Annotated in this window: 19 protein-coding genes and 1 riboswitch; of the genes, 3 read left to right on the forward strand and 16 right to left on the reverse strand. The window is 43.0% G+C overall.

The features are described 5' to 3' along the window. Positions 1-178: 178 nt before the first annotated feature. The 8 genes from M8E35_RS19225 to M8E35_RS19260 all read right to left on the reverse strand — a co-directional run bounded on the left by M8E35_RS19225 (position 179) and on the right by M8E35_RS19260 (position 6565). Complete coding sequence (locus tag M8E35_RS19225) at positions 179-829, reverse strand: amino acid ABC transporter permease (RefSeq protein WP_073030785.1); 651 nt, start codon at positions 827-829, stop codon at positions 179-181. Further along, positions 826-1497: an amino acid ABC transporter permease gene (locus tag M8E35_RS19230; protein WP_252471369.1), complete on the reverse strand. Its 672-nt coding sequence runs from the start codon at positions 1495-1497 to the stop codon at positions 826-828. The genes M8E35_RS19225 and M8E35_RS19230 overlap by 4 nt, the downstream gene beginning before the upstream one ends. Next, positions 1497-2306 (reverse strand): transporter substrate-binding domain-containing protein, encoded by an 810-nt coding sequence (locus tag M8E35_RS19235; protein ID WP_252471372.1) that lies wholly within the window; start codon positions 2304-2306, stop codon positions 1497-1499. Before M8E35_RS19235 ends, M8E35_RS19230 begins: the two co-directional genes overlap by 1 nt. Positions 2307-2405: 99 nt before the next feature. Then, the gene (locus tag M8E35_RS19240) at positions 2406-3131 is read right to left on the reverse strand and encodes an amino acid ABC transporter ATP-binding protein (protein ID WP_229248763.1); all 726 of its coding nucleotides are present in this window, start codon (positions 3129-3131) and stop codon (positions 2406-2408) included. 405 nt (positions 3132-3536) lie between these two features. Then, positions 3537-3887, reverse strand: a complete 351-nt coding sequence (locus M8E35_RS19245; protein ID WP_073030781.1) for a type II toxin-antitoxin system PemK/MazF family toxin — start codon at positions 3885-3887, stop codon at positions 3537-3539. Then, positions 3884-4162, reverse strand: coding sequence for a CopG family ribbon-helix-helix protein (locus M8E35_RS19250; protein ID WP_252471374.1), 279 nt, complete (start codon positions 4160-4162; stop codon positions 3884-3886). Before M8E35_RS19250 ends, M8E35_RS19245 begins: the two co-directional genes overlap by 4 nt. Positions 4163-4409: 247 nt before the next feature. Next, positions 4410-5162 (reverse strand): type 1 glutamine amidotransferase, encoded by a 753-nt coding sequence (locus M8E35_RS19255; RefSeq protein ID WP_252471376.1) that lies wholly within the window; start codon positions 5160-5162, stop codon positions 4410-4412. Next, entirely contained in the window at positions 5159-6565 is a 1407-nt protein-coding gene (locus M8E35_RS19260; RefSeq protein ID WP_252471378.1) for a MurT ligase domain-containing protein, read from the reverse strand. The genes M8E35_RS19255 and M8E35_RS19260 overlap by 4 nt, the downstream gene beginning before the upstream one ends. Positions 6566-6969: 404 nt before the next feature. Here M8E35_RS19260 and M8E35_RS19265 point away from each other — a divergent pair, with 404 nt between their 5' ends. Continuing rightward, the gene (locus tag M8E35_RS19265) at positions 6970-7776 is read left to right on the forward strand and encodes an undecaprenyl-diphosphate phosphatase (protein WP_252471380.1); all 807 of its coding nucleotides are present in this window, start codon (positions 6970-6972) and stop codon (positions 7774-7776) included. Positions 7777-7881: 105 nt separating this feature from the next. Here M8E35_RS19265 and M8E35_RS19270 read toward each other — a convergent pair whose 3' ends face one another. From M8E35_RS19270 to M8E35_RS19290, 5 genes are all read right to left on the reverse strand, one after another. After that, positions 7882-8133, reverse strand: coding sequence for a hypothetical protein (locus tag M8E35_RS19270; protein WP_242947571.1), 252 nt, complete (start codon positions 8131-8133; stop codon positions 7882-7884). A gap of 109 nt (positions 8134-8242) precedes the next feature. After that, the gene (alr, locus tag M8E35_RS19275) at positions 8243-9364 is read right to left on the reverse strand and encodes an alanine racemase (protein ID WP_252471382.1); all 1122 of its coding nucleotides are present in this window, start codon (positions 9362-9364) and stop codon (positions 8243-8245) included. 3 nt (positions 9365-9367) lie between these two features. Beyond that, positions 9368-10954 (reverse strand): NAD(P)H-hydrate dehydratase, encoded by a 1587-nt coding sequence (locus tag M8E35_RS19280; RefSeq protein WP_252471384.1) that lies wholly within the window; start codon positions 10952-10954, stop codon positions 9368-9370. 23 nt (positions 10955-10977) lie between these two features. Further along, positions 10978-11334, reverse strand: a complete 357-nt coding sequence (acpS, locus tag M8E35_RS19285; protein ID WP_252471386.1) for a holo-ACP synthase — start codon at positions 11332-11334, stop codon at positions 10978-10980. Positions 11335-11355: 21 nt separating this feature from the next. Further along, positions 11356-11955, reverse strand: a complete 600-nt coding sequence (locus tag M8E35_RS19290; RefSeq protein ID WP_229248772.1) for a GntR family transcriptional regulator — start codon at positions 11953-11955, stop codon at positions 11356-11358. Between the two features lie 180 nt (positions 11956-12135). Further along, positions 12136-12264: riboswitch (cyclic di-AMP (ydaO/yuaA leader) on the forward strand. Positions 12265-12483: 219 nt separating this feature from the next. Between M8E35_RS19290 and eam the strand changes: the two genes are divergently transcribed. Continuing rightward, positions 12484-13734: a glutamate 2,3-aminomutase gene (gene eam / locus M8E35_RS19295; RefSeq protein ID WP_252471388.1), complete on the forward strand. Its 1251-nt coding sequence runs from the start codon at positions 12484-12486 to the stop codon at positions 13732-13734. 270 nt (positions 13735-14004) lie between these two features. Here eam and mnmL read toward each other — a convergent pair whose 3' ends face one another. Continuing rightward, positions 14005-14922, reverse strand: coding sequence for a tRNA modification radical SAM protein MnmL/YtqA (mnmL, locus tag M8E35_RS19300; protein ID WP_252471390.1), 918 nt, complete (start codon positions 14920-14922; stop codon positions 14005-14007). A 282-nt stretch (positions 14923-15204) separates the two neighbouring features. Between mnmL and M8E35_RS19305 the strand changes: the two genes are divergently transcribed. Then, complete coding sequence (locus M8E35_RS19305; RefSeq protein ID WP_252471392.1) at positions 15205-16200, forward strand: D-cysteine desulfhydrase family protein; 996 nt, start codon at positions 15205-15207, stop codon at positions 16198-16200. Here the strand turns inward: M8E35_RS19305 and M8E35_RS19310 are convergent. Beyond that, positions 16191-16571 carry a VOC family protein gene (locus tag M8E35_RS19310; RefSeq protein ID WP_252471394.1) on the reverse strand — a complete coding sequence of 127 codons (381 nt, stop codon included), beginning with the start codon at positions 16569-16571 and terminating at the stop codon, positions 16191-16193. The two genes, M8E35_RS19305 and M8E35_RS19310, sit on opposite strands and share 10 nt — an antisense overlap. A 155-nt stretch (positions 16572-16726) precedes the next feature. Further along, complete coding sequence (locus M8E35_RS19315; RefSeq protein ID WP_252471396.1) at positions 16727-17926, reverse strand: DVU0298 family protein; 1200 nt, start codon at positions 17924-17926, stop codon at positions 16727-16729. Positions 17927-17962: the final 36 nt, after the last annotated feature.

The raw sequence follows: 17962 nt of genomic DNA on the forward strand, positions 1-17962 counted from the left end.
AAGGTGCAATTATGTAGCTCTATTTCTGCATGAGCAAATTATTCTACTGGTAAAGAATCTTACATTTGTGATAAAACTGCCTATATTATAAAAAAGACGACCCTAATCTAGGGTCGTCCACTAAGAAGAGTCATAATTTTTTGTCAGAAAGTATTTACTAACAACTCGTTAAAACAAGTTAATAACTCTGGTGTACCATTTTAAGTTGTTGTCGACGGGCTATAATTGAGAGTGAATAATTCAAAACGAAATACGTTGATGCAATCATCCCAAAGATAGCAAAGAACTGAGCAGTTGTACCATATTGTCCTAAAATAATCATGCCTTTGCCTGTCAAATCTTCTACACCCACAACCCATACAAATGATGTATCCTTAATAACTGTTATAAACTGAGATACTAAAGGCGGGATCATTTTGTGCATAGCTTGAGGTAGAATAATATTCGTCAGGGTTTGACGATAAGAAAAGCCCTGTGACTTGGCCGCTTCCCACTGTCCTTTATCAATGGAGGTTAACCCCCCTCGGACAATCTCTGCAATGATGGCCGAAGTGAAGACTGCGATTGCGACAATTCCTGAATTAATCGGTTTCATAGTGGTCATAAAACGAAAAACCAAGATAAAAAGAAGCATAGGAATGTTACGAACGCATTCAATATAGATCGTAGCGATTCTACCCAGAATAGGTTGTTTAGAGTAACGAGCAATGCCAAGGACAGTTCCAAAGACAAAACTAATCAGAATAGCCATAACCGCAATATAGATAGTCGTCAAAAGTCCTTGACCAAGAAAACGAATTAGTTCAGGTTTAAAGACCTCTTGAATCATGATGACACCCCCGTTTTACCTTCTAAGCGGCGTGTCAAGGTCGCTAAAGGCAAACAAAGAAGGAGATAAAGCAGACCAATTGCAACATACGCAGGCCCATAGTAGAGATTGTCACTTGACCAGGAGTCCGCACGATACATCAGGTCACCGCCGGCAACCATGGCAAGTACGGATGTGTTTTTAATCAGGTTAACCGCTTGATTAGTGAGCGGTGGTAAAACGATTCGGGATGCTTGCGGCAAGATAACGTGCCGCATAGCTCCCCAAAAACTAAAACCCTGAGATAAAGCTGCTTCCATTTGTCCCTTGTGGATGGAGTCGATTCCGGCCCTGACCACTTCCGCAATATAAGCGCCATGATACACGCCGACACCTAAAACACCAACTGCGAAGACAGGTATCATAACATCCATATGAGGCAACCCATGATAGAGGAAATAAACTTGGATAACGAGTGGCGTATTTTGAATAAATTCCACATAGACGCGACTTACCAGCTTGGCGAGTTTCAACTGAGAAGTCCCTAGCACCCCAAACACTATTCCCAGTATAAGGGCCAATGCAAGGGAAAGGACGGCTACCATAATGGTGGTTTTAAACCCCTCAGCAAATACTGTCCAATCGCGAAAAAGGGCTTCCCATTTAAACCAAGCAAAAGGACCAACCACTATTTAAGACCCCACTTTTGTGTCATTTTATCAAGCTCTTCAGATGTTTTGAGCTTTGCAATCGTATCATTTACTAATTTAGCTAATCCATCATTTCCTTTTTTGGAGGCAATTCCATAATCTTGAGGACTAAAACTATCCGCCAGAATAACCGTTGAATCATCTAAATAACCAGATAGGATAGATCCATCTACGGAGAAACAGTCAACTCGGCCAGAGTCCAGGGCTGCCTTAATTTCCGGATAGGTACTGAACTCCATGAAGGTGACTTTTGATTCAATTTTATCAGCAGCCTCTTGGATAGCTTTCTTACTGGTGGCGCTTTGGGCTACACCGATCTTTTTACCGTTTAAATCTTTGAGACCTTGAATACCGGAATCCTTTTTAACCATTAATTTTACGCCATCGGTAAAATACGCGTCAGAGAAGTTGTAACTCTTTTTGCGCTCTTCCGTAACGGTAAATGTGGCAATAACTAGGTCTACGTCCCCGCTGTCCACTAAGGGGCCTCGAGTTTTTGCCGTAACGGCTGTAGTTTCGATTTTCTCAGTTCCCAAAATTTCTTTAGAGATGGCTTTAGCTAGATCAATTTCAAATCCAGTGATTTCTCCCGTCTTTGGATCCTTATATCCAAAATTCGGAACATCGACCTTAACTCCTACTTTTAGTACCCCTCGGTCTTTGATGGCCTGTACATCTGCAGGCAATCCGCTGGCGCCTTTGTCTGGGGTAGTCGGAGTAGACCCACATCCTGTTACCAGACCGGCAACTAATAATAAACTTGTTAAAATAATACCAAATTTCTTCATTATATATATCCCCCTCTTCCAATTCTATAGTCACAGCTTACCTGCGCTTTCCATATTAAACCAGAATAATTACCCCTATGAACTAACCGAATTTAAAGATTAGCGTAAAATCCGGCTTAAGAATGACTTGGTACGTTCATGCGTAGGGTTTTCAAAAAAGCGTTGGGGAGAATTCTCTTCCACAATCAGTCCATCATCCATGAAGATGACGCGATCTGCAACCGTTTTAGCAAAACCCATTTCATGCGTGACAACGACCATTGTGATTCCCTCATGAGCTAAATCAACCATAACATCAAGAACTTCCTGGATCATTTCCGGATCTAAAGCCGATGTAGGCTCATCAAAGAGCATAATTTTAGGCCGCATTGCCAAGGCTCTGGCAATGGCTACACGTTGTTGCTGACCCCCAGAAAGTTGGGACGGATATACATTAGCTTTTTCTTTTAATCCCACACGATCAAGATAAGCCAGACCAGCCTTAACTGCTTCCGCCTGAGGCACTTTCTTAATAAGCATAGGAGCAAGAGTTAAATTTTCCAAAACTGTTTTGTGCGGGTAGAGGTTAAATTGCTGGAAGACCATAGCAACTGACTGACGAACTTTAGCCACTAATGCCTTATGAGCAGTTATGTCTACACCGTCCACCGTAACTTTACCTGAACTTGGCTTTTCTAACAGGTTCATACATCGAATTAATGTGCTCTTGCCTGATCCACTGGGGCCAATGACCACCAATTTTTCTCCCGACTTTACCGTTAGATTAATATCTTTCAAGACATGCAAATGACCAAAATGTTTATTTACCCCTTCTAATTGAATCAAGCGGGTTCTCCTTCCATTTCTTGTATTTTTTACCATTTAGTTCCCTTAAAGTATGTCATTTATGTACAATTTATTCGTCACAAATCCACAAATCCCTCTATTAATTAATAAGGAATACTGTATACACTCTTTTAACGTTGACAAAGGCTTGCACTTGTTCTAAACTAAAAGGTGAGCTGACATTGAGATCGCGCAAATGGCGCGACTAAAATCGGAGATAACATCTGCTATGGAACTCATGTTTGTAAAGATATTCTTATCTGTGACATGTGTGCAGGTGAACCCGTACAAAGAGGGACGACAGTAGTCGTCTCTTTTTTGTACTTGTCATCTATGCCAAACAAAAACAGCGTCGGTATTCATCCCGCAGCGCTGCCTCTTCAGAAACTATATATCAACTATATATCAAATATCCGCAAGCCCTAAACTAATTTCGATGGCTTGATCTACTCTTAGCATCACTTCTTCATCCAATACCGCTACTTTTTCCTTCAGCCGACTTTTATCAATCGTTCTGATCTGCTCCGTAAGGATGACCGAATCCCGTTCTAATCCGCTGCGTTTAGCTCTTACCTCCACGTGAGTCGGTAATTTCGCTTTAGCAATCTGTGAAGTGATCGCGGCAATAATTGTCGTCGGGCTAAATTGATTCCCTATGTCATTTTGGACCACGAGGACGGGACGAGTTCCTCCCTGTTCTGAGCCAACGACGGGGTTAAGCTCAGCGTAATAAATTTCCCCGCGTTTTATCATCATCTCTGATACGCCACCATCGTTTCTTCATAATACTCTAATACTTCTTGTTCCGTTTGAAACAATTCTCTAGCTATGGATAAATTCAGTTGCGCCATTTCGAGGTACCCTTGACGCATTTGCTCATGGATTCCCTTCTTCCGGCGTTCGTGAAGGATGCTATTCAATGCTTCTCGAATAAATTCGCTGCGATTACGCTTTTCAACTGTGACGATCCCATCAACCTCCGCAAGCAAACTCTCCGGCAAACTAATCATAATTCGCTTACTTTCTGCCACATTAGCACCCCCAAGTCATTTAGCTAAAGCTATACTCTATTATAGACAGTAATCTAAAAAAGTGTCAACGAATTCCACAGGTAAATAAACCAAAACCCCTCGAAAACAAGGTTATTTCACCATGTAAATTATGGTAAGAGACAATATGGATGAGAACTTTTATCAAGAATCGTTCATTAACTATAGTATATCAGTATATCACTCTTGATATACTGATTTTTGTTATTAACCAATCATAGCCATGATTTTAGGCCTGTTTCAATAGCCTTTTGACCATGGCCTTATGAGCTAAATCTTCCAAGCAATCGTCAAGTTCCATCAAGCGAGTGTCCACTCCACGCCTTTGAATAGCCAATTCTAACAACAAATCAGCGAGATGCGGATTCTTAGGGAGGAGCGGTCCATGTAAATACGTTCCAAAGACGTTGAGGTAACGTACCCCTTCCCCACTGTCCTCACCGTTATTTCCATGACCGAATAAGACTTTGCCTAAAGGGCTAATCCCTTCACCCAAATAAGTTTTGCCTGAATGATTCTCAAACCCAACCATTGTCCTAAATTTATTGGAATTACCACTTGATTTTTTCTCGTCAAGTTCCACAACCACATTTCCAATCAGACGCTTTGCCCCAGCAATTGTCCAGACATCCAATATGCCCAACCCGTCAATTCTTTCCCCATTAGTCATTTGATAGTATTTTCCTAGCATTTGATAACCACCGCAAATAGAAAGCACTACAAGACCATTCTCAATGGCCTTTCTAAGTTCATTCTCCCGACGCATAAGATCTTGAACCAGCAGGCCTTGTTCACGGTCAGAACCGCCGCCAATAAACAGAATATCCATACCCATGAAATCCAAGTCTTCCCCTAGCGATGCTTTTTGAATTACCGGTTCAATTCCCCTCCAACGGCACCGAGCCGCTAACGTTAAAATATTACCTCGATCTCCATAAAGGTCTAGTAAATCCGGATACAGATGGCAAATAGCAAGTTTCACGCGCTTGCCTCCTCTCCACGTTCCTTAGCTCTCGAATTCGACAGCCCCGCACTCTTTTGACGGTCTTCCACGATCTCCCGAAGCGGAAAAAGCAGAGTATACGTGGGTAATATAAACCAAGCTTCGCCCTCTGCCCGACTTCCTGTCAACATCTTAAGGGCTCCGGCTAAACTATGTTCAAGTATAAGTTTCTCGACGGATACGCCGGCATATTTTAGCCTTAAGGCTATGTCTTCTGCTCTAAGACCTGTACATACCACTTTCTGTATGCGTGCCTCATACGTTCCTAATCGTTCAAAGTTCACATCCCAAAGCCAAGAAATATCTCGCCCATCCGCCGCTAGATCATTGATTCCGATTAGAATTCCCAGGGGTCTATCGACACCAATCATTGTCTGAATGACCTGATCAAACCCTGTCGGATTTTTAACGAGAGTTAAGGTGATTTCTCCCTCCGGGAGACTAAACCGTTCCATCCGTCCGGCTTGAGGGATAAATACTCGCAGTCCCTTTTCAATAACCTTATCCTTGAAACCTAATTCACGGGCTGCTGTAAGAGCTGCAAGGGCATTGTACAGATTATAATACCCTTGCAAAGCTATCCTAAAGGCAACCTCATCAACCTGAAACAGCAGCAACCCTTCAGCCGGATGAACATCCTTCGCCAGAATTTTAGGCTCAGGACGATGGAAACCACACCCTGAACACTTGAAAATCCCCAATTGACCGTAGTGAAACAGCGTATAATCTAAGGCCGTTCCACATCCGGGGCAAAACCTGGCTTCCCGTGTCTCCTGACTATCCCCTTGGCTGTCTGGAGTGCGCTCCACCCCATAGTAAATTGCCTGATTATGATTCGTACCAAACTGCGCAACTAAAGGATCGTCCGCATTTAAGACAAGAACCGTTTCTTTCGGCAAAGATCCTTTAACCATACGTACTGTAGTATCTAATTCTCCGTAGCGATCGAGCTGATCGCGAAAAAAGTTAGTGACAATCGCTAAACTGGGAGACACTTGCTCACAAAACTTAGGAACTGTCGCTTCATCCACTTCCAGCAATGCTAAACTCGCTCGTGATAAACCATTCCACCCTGTATTCTGTATTAAGGCTCCCGTAATTCCAGTCACTAGGTTCGCGCCCGCTTGGTTAAAGGCAAACACTTTTCCGGCTTGACGCAAAATACTTGCCAGGAGATTAGCCGTTGTCGTTTTTCCATTGGTCCCAGTAACCATGATAATTCCATCAGTATAGGCCACACTCAAGTGGCGCATGATCTGCGGGTCAATCCGGTTGGCAATCTTTCCGGGCAGGGTCGTACCTTTTTTCCCTATAACTAACAGACCCATAGTTATTATCTTACCAGCCCATAGGGCAAGCCAAAAACGCCATGTTCGCTTCATGTTTACTCCTTTAATTGTTATCTCATACATTGTAGCACTCTTATGTGTATTATCAACCAAACTCCATATAAAACAAACCTTATCTTTTTAAACCTTCCAATCAGTTAGCACTTTAGAATTAAGAGTAGTAGAAATCATGTTTTCGATAGTTTTCTGATTATCTATTTTACCATGCCAAACTTAGATGTCGATAATTATTTCTGCCTGCTTTGTCGTTTCCTGACAGTAAATATGGACTTGAAATTATTGACTCGCTTATTAAAACTATGGGATAATGGTTGAGTGTCTATAGGAGTGTTATTAATGGTTATCATAACCAAGCGCTTGGAGCCACTTAACGAACCGTGAGCTTAATATAGCGGCTTAAGCCATTTAGAACAATACTTAGAAATGAGATGATGCTTTTGAATGATTATGTCAGCGCCTTGATTTTAGGGATCGTAGAAGGAATTACCGAATTCCTCCCGATTTCCTCGACAGGGCACCTAATCATAGTGAACCAGTTTGTTGGGTTTACGGAACAATTTGCAAATATGTTTGATGTAGTAATACAACTGGGGGCCATTCTTTCCGTCGTTGTTTACTTTCGGCATAGACTTATTCCCTTCGGCAATTATAAGTCGGCCAAAAATCAAGAAATATTTGAGTTGTGGAAAAAGACCCTAGTCGGAGTTATCCCTGCCCTTGGAATTGGCTTTCTAGTAGCAGATTACATAGAAGAACTTCTGTTTAATACAACAGTTGTCGCTATAGCCCTCATAATCGGTGGGTTAATTCTGTTATATATTGAAGGCAAGAGACCTGCCTTCCAAATTAAATCCATGAAACAACTCACTTACAGAACTGCTCTTTTGATTGGGTTTATCCAGTGTTTAGCTATGATACCAGGAACCTCACGCTCAGCCTCAACCATCATAGGGGCTATGTTATTGGGTGCTTCAAGGGTCGTAGCCGCAGAATTTTCCTTCTTCTTAGCCATTCCTACTATGGTCGCTGCTTCTGGTTACACATTGTTAAAAAATGGACTCACCCTCAACTTACATGAATTTATAGTGGTAGCTTTTGGGTTTTTTATATCATTTATAGTAGCTTGGTTAGTAATTGCCGGATTCATGAGTTACGTTAGCAAAAAGGATTTTAAGCCATTTGGTTACTACCGAGTTGTACTCGGAATCATTGTGCTTATGTATTTTGGTTTTATACCGGCCTAGATTTCTTATAGGTTGATAGGACTTCGCAGAGCCCCTCCAGAAAAATTCCGGAGGGGCTCTTATTCTGCCTAAGTCAATTCACAAATCAAGTCTTGTGCGAGAAATTTAAAAAGCTTTAAATCCATTGATGCTTTTATTTACAACTAGATCGAGTACCGGCCCCAACACAAAGCTTAAGAAAATCCGAAATCCCTCAGCCAATACTAGAGCTACGCCTATACGCAGTAAAAATCTCCCCCAACGGGATGTAGAACGACGCAGGATACCATCGTAATCCAAAGCTCCAGCAGCACCCCACCCGAGCACCAGGCAAAGCATAAAAAAGGCATAACTCAACCCAGTAGTTAGATCAAACATAGACATGGCACCCCCTTGCCACAATTTATGAGGCAACAAAGGGTTTTATGTCTCAAAGAGCTTTACTTTTAATAATTAGATCACTTTGGACATAGTACAAGGGATGGTATCAAGGCTCCGTTGGATCAATATAAACTCGCGGAACCCTTTTAGAAATTCCACAAACCACTTCATAGCTAATGGTACCCATCCAATCTGCCATTTCTGTCGCTGTCAGCTGTTCGTTTCCATCTTTTCCCAAAATAGTTACGACATCCTCTACTTTTACTCCCGGAATCTTAGTTACATCCAGCATAGTCTGATCCATACAGATCCGCCCTATAATTGTTGAACGTCTTCCATGGATCAGCATTTCCCCTTGATTTGAAAGAGCTCTGCGCATTCCGTCCGCGTAACCTACCGGGACAGTTGCCACAACGGTCGGATAAGCCGCTTGAAATGTGCGGCCATAGCTTACAGTCTCTCCGGTATTAATAGTTTTAACATGTGACACTTTGGCTTTCCAAGCCATTACCGGCTCTAGTCCAATATTTCCGTCAATTTGAGAAGATGGAGTGAGTCCATAGAGGCTAATTCCTAGACGAACAAGCTCAAAATGTGATTCCGGGAATTGAATGATCCCCGCGCTATTAGCCGCATGGCGAATCGGAATAGTAAGTCCGGCCCTCTTTAGCTCTTCATAGACAGTTTTAAAACATTTTAACTGTTTTCTGGCAAATGACAAATCTCTTTGGTCCGCAGTCGCAAAATGTGTGAAAATACCTTCAATAAACAGATTTGGCAAATCGGCAATTCTTAGAATCTCAGCGACGTCGGTCTCACGAAATCCAATTCTCCCCATCCCTGTATCAATTTTTATATGTAGTCTCGCCGTTCGGTTAAGCCTCACAGCTGACTCGGAAAGTGCCTGAGCTTGAGCTAATTGAAAAACAGTGGGAATAATATCTCTTTCAACTAAAGTATCCGACTCATTCCGCTCCGTAGCACCAATGACCATGACCGCAACCTCAGGAAACGCCGCTTTAATTTCCAGGGCTTCTTGCAAAAGAGCAACACCAAAACGCTGTGCACCACAGGCTATAAGCGTTTTTACAACAGGAATCGCGCCATGTCCGTAAGCATCCGCCTTTACGATCGGCATTATTTCACTTTTGGTATATGTCTGAAGCTTGTAGAAATTTTCTCTAAGGGTTTGCAGATTCACCTCAGCCCAGACCGGTCTCCCTCCCATAGTTTATCCCCTCTTTCCCTCTAAGCCCTTATACTCTAATGCACGCCTCACTTTAGGAATTTGATCTGCTACTTCCGAGGCCGTAAATCCAGACCAACCAAACTCTTTTGCTAACTCATCCGCTGCTTTACCATGTAAATATACGCCTAGACAAGCCGCTTCCAGCGGTGAAACTCCTTGGGCTAACCAAGCAAGAATACTCCCGGTAAGAACATCTCCCGTCCCTCCTGCACCAAGTCCGGGATTTCCGGTTGGGTTAAAGAAAGCACGACCATCAGGGGAAGCAATGATAGTCACAGAACCCTTTAAAACGACTACAGCTTCCCACTCAACTGCTTTTGCCACCGCAATATCTAACCGATTCCTCTCAATATCTTCAACACTGCATTGACAGAGTCGAGCCATTTCACCAGGATGAGGCGTAAGTATCAACCCGCCTCTTCCATTTCTCAAACTCAACAGACCTGGTTCTAATGCTATGAGATTAAGGGCGTCAGCATCCAAGACAATTGGGCAACTAATATTTTTAAGAATTTCTTCTAAAACAGAAATAAACTCTATATTCTCACCTAGACCCGGACCTGCAGCAAGGGCTTTAGCTTTCTCAGATTGTTTTAAGACTACATGCCAAGCTTCTTCATTCAAAAAATCTTCTCCAGGCGCAGACCAAACAGTTGCCTCCGTGATGCTTGCATCCACTTCTTTTGCAATCCCTTGTGGAGCAACGATTTGTAACAACCCAATTCCACTTCGCAAAGCTCCTTTTCCTGCTAACACTGATGCCCCGCTCATCCCTTTAGACCCTGCCACAAGAATACCTTTTCCATGAGTTCCTTTATGCCCTTTGAGATGACGAATAGGGATCATATCGCGTACATCATCATCCATCAATACAAACGTAGAAATCCCTTCCTCTACCAGATAGGATTCTGGAATAGAAATGGGATCCACTACAACCCGTCCACAATATTCAGGCCCTTCACCGAGAAAAAGGCCCCATTTAGGGAGGCCAAAGGTAACTGTAGTTTGGGCCCGAACCGCAGTTCGATAAACTTTACCGGTATTAGCCTCAACCCCGCTGGGAATATCAATAGAAACCACCCATCCAGGAGCACAGTTCACTTCATCCACATATTCTTCTATCAGGCCAGGCAAAGCCCCACGCATTCCAATTCCAAAAAGTGCATCTACAACGACATCTGCTTGCGCCAGAGCCAATCGTGTTAACCGCCGCTGTTTCTCTCCTTCGATTACAAATAATTTACCGGTGGTGCCTTGAAAAAGATACAAATTTAAAGCTGCATCTCCCTTCAATTCCTTAAGTGCAGCAAATACTAAAACCGTAACATCCATCCCTTGAAAAACTAAATGTCGAGCAACAGCCAAACCATCTCCGCCGTTATTTCCTTTGCCAACAAGAATCACTGCTTTTCGACCGTTTAGCCCCTCCTTACCTTTGGGGATACAACGTCGAATCTCTTCGACGACTGCCCAGGCTGCATTTTCCATAAGGAGCAAACTCGGAATACCATAATGATGAATGGCTTTTTCTTCTATCTGCCGCATCTGTTCTGCATTAACCACACGCACTTTCCCCACCCCAGTTCTCTATATTAGCTTAAAATTGCGAACGCCATCGCTTGAGTTCGATTATGGGATAAACTAACTCGAACTTCTGATCCGCCCCTGGCACATGCCTGATCCATTGCTTTAAGACTAAGAAAAACTTGCGGTTCTCCCCTTACGTTACTCAAAATCTCTATATCATGCCAGGACAATCCTTGTAAGCCAGTTCCCAAAGTCTTAAGAACTGCCTCTTTTCCAGCAAAACGTGCTGCATAACTCTGAATACCTTTCCCAATTAAGGCTTCCCGCTCTCGAATTGTGAAAAGGCGCTCAATTAATCTAGGTTGACGTTTAAACGCCTGTGCCACTCGTTCTATTTCTATAATATCAATGCCAGGATACATTTTTAACTTACTCCATCCAACTTATAAAATTGACCTTAGCTTCTGTTGCCCCTCTGCTGAACCTGCTGCCAGCAGGACGTCCTCTCCACGCAGGACAAAGCTGGCGTCTGGAGAAAATTGTTCCAATCCGTCTCGAACCACTGCCACAATAGTTGCCCCTGTTCGCTCTCGAATTTTTAATTCTCTCAAAGTCTTGCCAATGGCAGGGGATGTTTTTCCGATTTCGATTTCTCCAACATCCAACCACCGAGACATTAGACGGTCAGTATAACCTAGGAATTTATTAAGATGACTTTCAATCTTTAAGTCAATTTCACGCCTTTGATCCATAAGCTTCTTAAGATCTTCAACAAAGACTTGAATTTCCCCTTTTTGATCAAATGATTTAACAAATTTTTCTGCCATGGCCTTTGAGGTTACGGTGATCCCTACTCCTTGACTGACCACAACCACACCGACATTTTGCAAAACTGCGATGGCCCGGCGAATAGTTTCTGGAGAAACGTTATACCGTCCTGCTAACGTCGAACGGCCATGAATTTTCACCCCTTCATGATATTCTCCCATCATGATTGCGTGAGCTATATCAATAGCAATTTCCTGATACCGAGCCTTTTCCAATTATGTTCAACCCCTTATCCAATCTCGCTGATTCGTGGTTCATAGTTCGTGGTTTGAATAACTAATAATAAAATATTCAATCGAATTCTAACCTATTATAACATAGCCAAATCTTGGTTACATCATGCTATTGACAGGTAACAACTCTTGTGTTAATATAAGGTTGTCAGTAAAATAAATATTTTTACCTTGCTGAATTTCCAAAAGGAAAACGGGGGAACCACTTCTTGGGGTGAATCGCCAAATGGCGTAGAGCAGTTTTCAGCTCGAACCCGACAGCTAACCTCGTAAGCGTTGAAACACGTTAGCGTGATATTTTGCGTTTAATTCTTTTGGGAACCGACGATTTGATTGGTTCTTTTTTGTTTTTTAGAAAGCTTGGCTTAGCGCCAAGCTTCCGTGCAAGCGGTAGCCATAGCGACACTTATGCGTTAGCCACGGATGGCGTACAAAACACTCTCCTCACTGGAGAAAAGCACAGCTGGATGAATTAAGTTTCAACTGGAAACAGATAAAGGAGGAATATATATGGCTGTCGAACTCCAAGAACTTTCAGGTACATTTCGACAATATGCGCTTAAGCGTGCAGTTGAGCTTAAACAAATGGTTATTCCATATCTCAATAACTCTAAAGAAGTTCCTACGGGATTTTCGCTTACAGAAACCTACGAATCCCGCCGTGCAGATATTCTAAGCTATTTCAACGCCACACTTGAAGACTGGGAAAGTTGGCACTGGCAAATGGCGCATAGAATCTCAGACCCCCATGTCTTAATGGCTCTGCTTCCCGGATTAACTTTAGATCAATGTGAGGAAATTGAGCGCGCAGGAAAAACCTATCGTTGGGCAGTATCCCCTTATTATCTAAGTTTAATGAGTGATACGGACCCTCTGGACCCAATTCGGCTTCAAGGATTGCCTACATTAGCTGAACTCGTCGAAGACTTTGGCGAAGATGATCCTATGGGCGAAGAAATCACATCTCCTGCTCCCGGGATTACTCGCAGATATCCAGATCGCTTAATTATAAATGTCACAAATATGTGTGCTATGTACTGCCGGCACTGCCAGCGCAGACGAAATATTGGTGAAACCGATACCCATACCCAAAGAACAGAACTTAAAGCAGCTCTAGATTATATTCGCGCAAATCCCGAGATTCGAGACGTCTTAGTAACTGGCGGAGACGCCTTGCTTCTTAGTGATCTCACTCTGGATTGGCTTCTGGGAGAACTTCACTCAATTCCTCACGTAGAAATTAAGCGGCTTGGCACAAGGGCTCCAGTGACTCTTCCTATGCGCATAACGGACGAACTGTGCTCAATATTAGCTAAATATCCACCCCTTTATATTAACACACAGTTTAATCACCCCAAAGAGGTATCTGAAGATGCTAAAAAAGCGGCTGACAAACTTATTGCAGCCGGGGTGGTCTTGGGTAATCAAGCGGTTTTACTCAAAGGCATAAACCATCAACCAGAGATCATGAAGAAACTAAATCATGAACTCCTCAAAATCAGGGTTCGCCCATATTATATCTTCCATGCCAAAAACGTCAAGGGAACACGCCATTTTGTTCCTCGGATTCAAGACGGGCTTGCCATAATGGATCAGTTACGAGGATATACTTCAGGCCTTGCGGTGCCAACTTATATTATAAATGCCCCGAAGGGCGGAGGTAAGACACCCATATTACCGCAATACCTGGTATCTCTTGATGAAAACAAAGCAGTTTTACGTACTTGGGAAGGAAAACTTGTCCAGTACGAAACCCCATAATAGAAATAGTTATAAAAACAAGGGGGTGAGTGCAACATGGAACGTCTCAATAATGACCAAATAAGCCAACAAATAATTGCTACAAATTCAGATATTAAACGTTACTTGAATTTAGCACCTAGCTTTAAACTCACGCCACCCCAGTCTAAGACTAAAAACTCCTGTTATAATGCATCCATGCAGCCAGATCAGTTATCACGGCCTAAGCTTAGGCCTTAATCCGAACTTCACTTCACATTTCTCCTTCTCTTTAGCGATCCTTCGGGGTCGCTATTTCTTTGCCCTTTTCCCTTGCCATGTATCTCTGAGTTCTAACTCAGCGTCGATGGCATTAAGAACTTCCCACTTCTTCCGACTCCAAAGAGGCCCTATTAGATCATCTGGGGGACCATCTCCGGTCAAACGATGAATCACCATCTCTGGCGGTAAAATTTCTATAATATCCACAACAAGAGAGACATAGTCCTCTTTCGTCATGAGTTCAAATGGCTCGTTGTCATAAATTGTTGCCAATGGAGTGCCCTTGAGCACATGTAACAAATGAATTTTAATCCCTTGTATAGGCAGACTGGCAACTGCTTGCGCTGTTTCCAGCATTTCTGCTTTTGATTCTCCAGGCAAGCCTAGAATTATATGGGCACAAACCTGTATTCCTCTAAATCGTAATTGTTCTAGACCCTTAAGGAATTGGGAATAATCATGACCTCTTCTAATCCATTCCATAGTTCGATCATGACTGCTTTGCAAACCCAGCTCTACCCATAAATACGTCCGCCGATTCAGTTCCTCAAGATAGTCGAGCACATCTTCCGGCAAGCAGTCCGGCCTTGTTGAGACGGATAATCCAATGACATTTTCTTCTTCCAGGGCTTCTTCATAAACCTCGCGTAACCTTTCCAGCGAGGCATAGGTATTGGTATACGCTTGGAAATAAGCGATATATTTTGCGCTTGGCCATTTCCTCTTCATTCGTTCCGAAACTTCGACAAATTGATCATGAAGGGATAACTTCTGATCTCCGGCAAAATCCCCGGATCCTCGCTCGCTGCAATAGACACACCCGCTCCACCCCAACGTTCCATCTCGATTTGGGCATGTAAATCCAGCGTCCAAAGAGACCTTAAAAACTTTCTCCCTAAATCGATTACGCAAGTGTTCATTAAAAGTAAGATATCGTTTCTTTTGCATAGTTGCTTCCATTCTTTATTTTAAATCAACCCATCTTTCATCTTCTGACCAAGTTAGATAGTCAGCGTAGGAATAATTACCTTTTTCTTTTGGTTGTGGCATAAGGTTAATCAGCTCCAATTATGACCCTAAACATCAATTGTAAATGTACGAAAGGCAGGAAGGTACAGGATAATATTACCACATTAAGCAGGCATTGCAAGATTGTTAAACCTTACTAAAGGGATTTCAAGAAGGGATTCCTTGATAACTGATAGAATGATAACCTCCAGGAGGTGTCAAATGTACAATTCATTACTGGAAAGTTTACCCTTTCCCTCTCGCATCCCCTTGATGGGCGGCCCTACACCCCTTGAAAGAAGCCGTCTTGCTTGGGGTGATGATGCATTATATTGGAAACGAGACGACCTGACTCCCTACGGCCTTGGTGGGAATAAACTGCGCAAACTTGAATTTTTGATGGCCGAAGCACTAAGTCAAAAGGCAGATCTCATTATAACATCGGGTGCACCTCAGTCGAATCATGCTCGTCTCACTGCTGTCGTTTCCGCAATGTTTAAGCTTAAACCCGTGATTGTTATTCCAGGAGAGACACCCACTGAATGGGGTGGCAACCTGCTTTTGGATCGTCTAGCCGGGGCAGAAATTATAGCTTGTGGAGAAGAACCCCTTGATCAAGCAGTGAACCGCATTTCCGCTGAAAAGAAATCACAGGGTTTCCATCCCTACGCAATCCCTCTAGGGGGCTCTAATGTTCTCGGATCGTTGGGATATTTTCTAGCTTTTTTCGAACTGCTTAAACAAGCTGAAGAACAAGGATGGGCCCCAAATACCCTGATTTGTTCAGTCGGCAGCGCCGGAACTCTAGCGGGGTTGATCGCCGCCAATGCTCTTCTCCCACACCCTCTTCGCGTACTGGGAGTCAATGTAATCCAAAGTTCGGATCAACTTCATACACAGGTTGAAAAACTTGCTGCCGAGGTCTTGGATCTGCTTCATGTTCCTTGTTCTCTGCCATCTTTTGAAATTACTTCTAATTTTATCGGACCGGGATACGGCTTACCCACTCCTGAGTCTTCTAAGGTCATCATTGAGTGTTTTCGAACTGACGGTATCCTTTTTGATCCTGTTTACACTTCCAAAGGTGTTGCAGCAGTCAAACACCTGATGCAACAAAAAAGCCAAGAATTCCCTGAGAAGATTGTCTTTTGGCACACTGGAGGCGGGCCAGCCATCTTTGATCAACATTATTATGCGGACCTTCTTAGTTACACCTGATATAGCTCCAGTTTTTCTCCGCTCGGACCTCGAAAAAAGAAATTATACCGTCCTTCTCCTATCGACATGGGTTCCGAAGCAGTCAACTCAACCTGATGGTCTTTTAAGTGATCAATCGCTTTTATAATATCGGATACACGGATTGCCAAGTGATTGACAACTCCATCCTGAAACTTTTGGCCATTAACAACTTCCACCAGCTCCACAACAGTACCCCCTAATTCCAGAAAGACCAATTCCACCTCGCCTGGTTTAATCCGGTTTAAAAACTTAAAGCCAAGTACCTCAGTGTAAAACCGAATAGCCTTTTCCATTTCCAAGGCCTTAATTCCAATATGTTCGACTCCAATAAAAAGGGATTTGTTCTCCATATCTGTTCCCTGCCTTCTCATTTTGTCTATCATTTCCCCGAGTTGTTTAAGAATGCTATTCTCTAGTCTCTAGTATATCCATTTAAATCCAGCTCAAAAAACGACTGTTAACACACTCCGCATATATTTTATTAACGTCTCTAATCCATATTTCTTCAAGCTTCCTCTTTAGGAAGGATAAAACCTTCCAGTTCTAACAGACTTTCCTTAATGTCTAAACCCCCGGCATACCCTGTCAAACTTCCGTTTTTGCCGATCACTCGATGGCAGGGAACCACAATTCCAATTGGATTTCGATTGTTGGCCATGCCCACCGCTCTTTGCCCTTTTGGATTACCCACTCTCGCAGCAATATCACCATAACTGCGTGTCTCTCCGTATGGTATACGCAAAAGCTCTTTCCAAACTTGAAGTTGGAAAGGTGTCCCGACTTGATGAAGAGGGATGCTAAAGTCCTTAATTTTCCCTGTCAAATACTCTTGCAACTGACGAAAAGCCTCTGTATTAGGCTCGCGTTTTCGTATCAAAAACCATTTTGGGAACCAGCGTGCTGCCCATGTTCTCAAGGACTGTTCCTCCTCAACCATCGAGCCAATCCCTAACCAACATAAACCTGCCGCAGTGGAGGCAACCGTTAATTCAACCTCCATATCCTTCATATTCATCTGCTCCGACCAAACCGCAAGAGTTTGAACCTGCCAGAGTTCCTGAACAGTATAACTGATAAATTTGCCATCTTGATAAAATTCAAGAAGATGCTGATCATTTTTTAAGCGCTGATCCAGATCTTTGGAAACGCTCCATTTAGGTCCTTGTTCACGGTAAAGTTCAAAGTCATCCGCTGGTTTTCTCATCAGTGCATAAATCAAGGCAGCCAATCCCCGAGCGAAGGGTTCTTTAGCTTCTAAGAAGGGGCTTATGCGTTCTTCCAGAGGATATACTAACTGTGGGGCAGTCTGTGCCAATTGCGCTAATCCCCATAGTGCTCCATCCCTTAAGCTCTCATCTTCTAACAACCCAGAAAGCATCCAATTAAAATGTCCACAAGTCTCTGGACAATGAGCAAGGAGGCTCCCTATGGCCTCAGATGCATTCCAAGCCGTCCCCCCAGATTCTTCATTAAGCATCCAAAAATAGCGTCTTACAAGCTCTACCGCAAATGTGGGCTTTTCCTTTTCGATTTCACGAACTAAAAAACCTAAGGCTTCTACAGCTCTCCAAAATATAAGCCCATCTTTAACATAAATTCGCGTCATTAATTGTCGGTAGACATTCCTATGTTCTTTAGCCCAAATACTAAGTTGATTCCAATCCCTTTTCTCTAAAACTTGTTCTACATCTCTTTTAGTCGGCATTGGACACCCCTTCTCTCTTCTGCATATTTTTTACAG

The organism is Desulfosporosinus nitroreducens, assembly GCF_023897015.1.
Taxonomy (GTDB): domain Bacteria; phylum Bacillota; class Desulfitobacteriia; order Desulfitobacteriales; family Desulfitobacteriaceae; genus Desulfosporosinus; species Desulfosporosinus nitroreducens.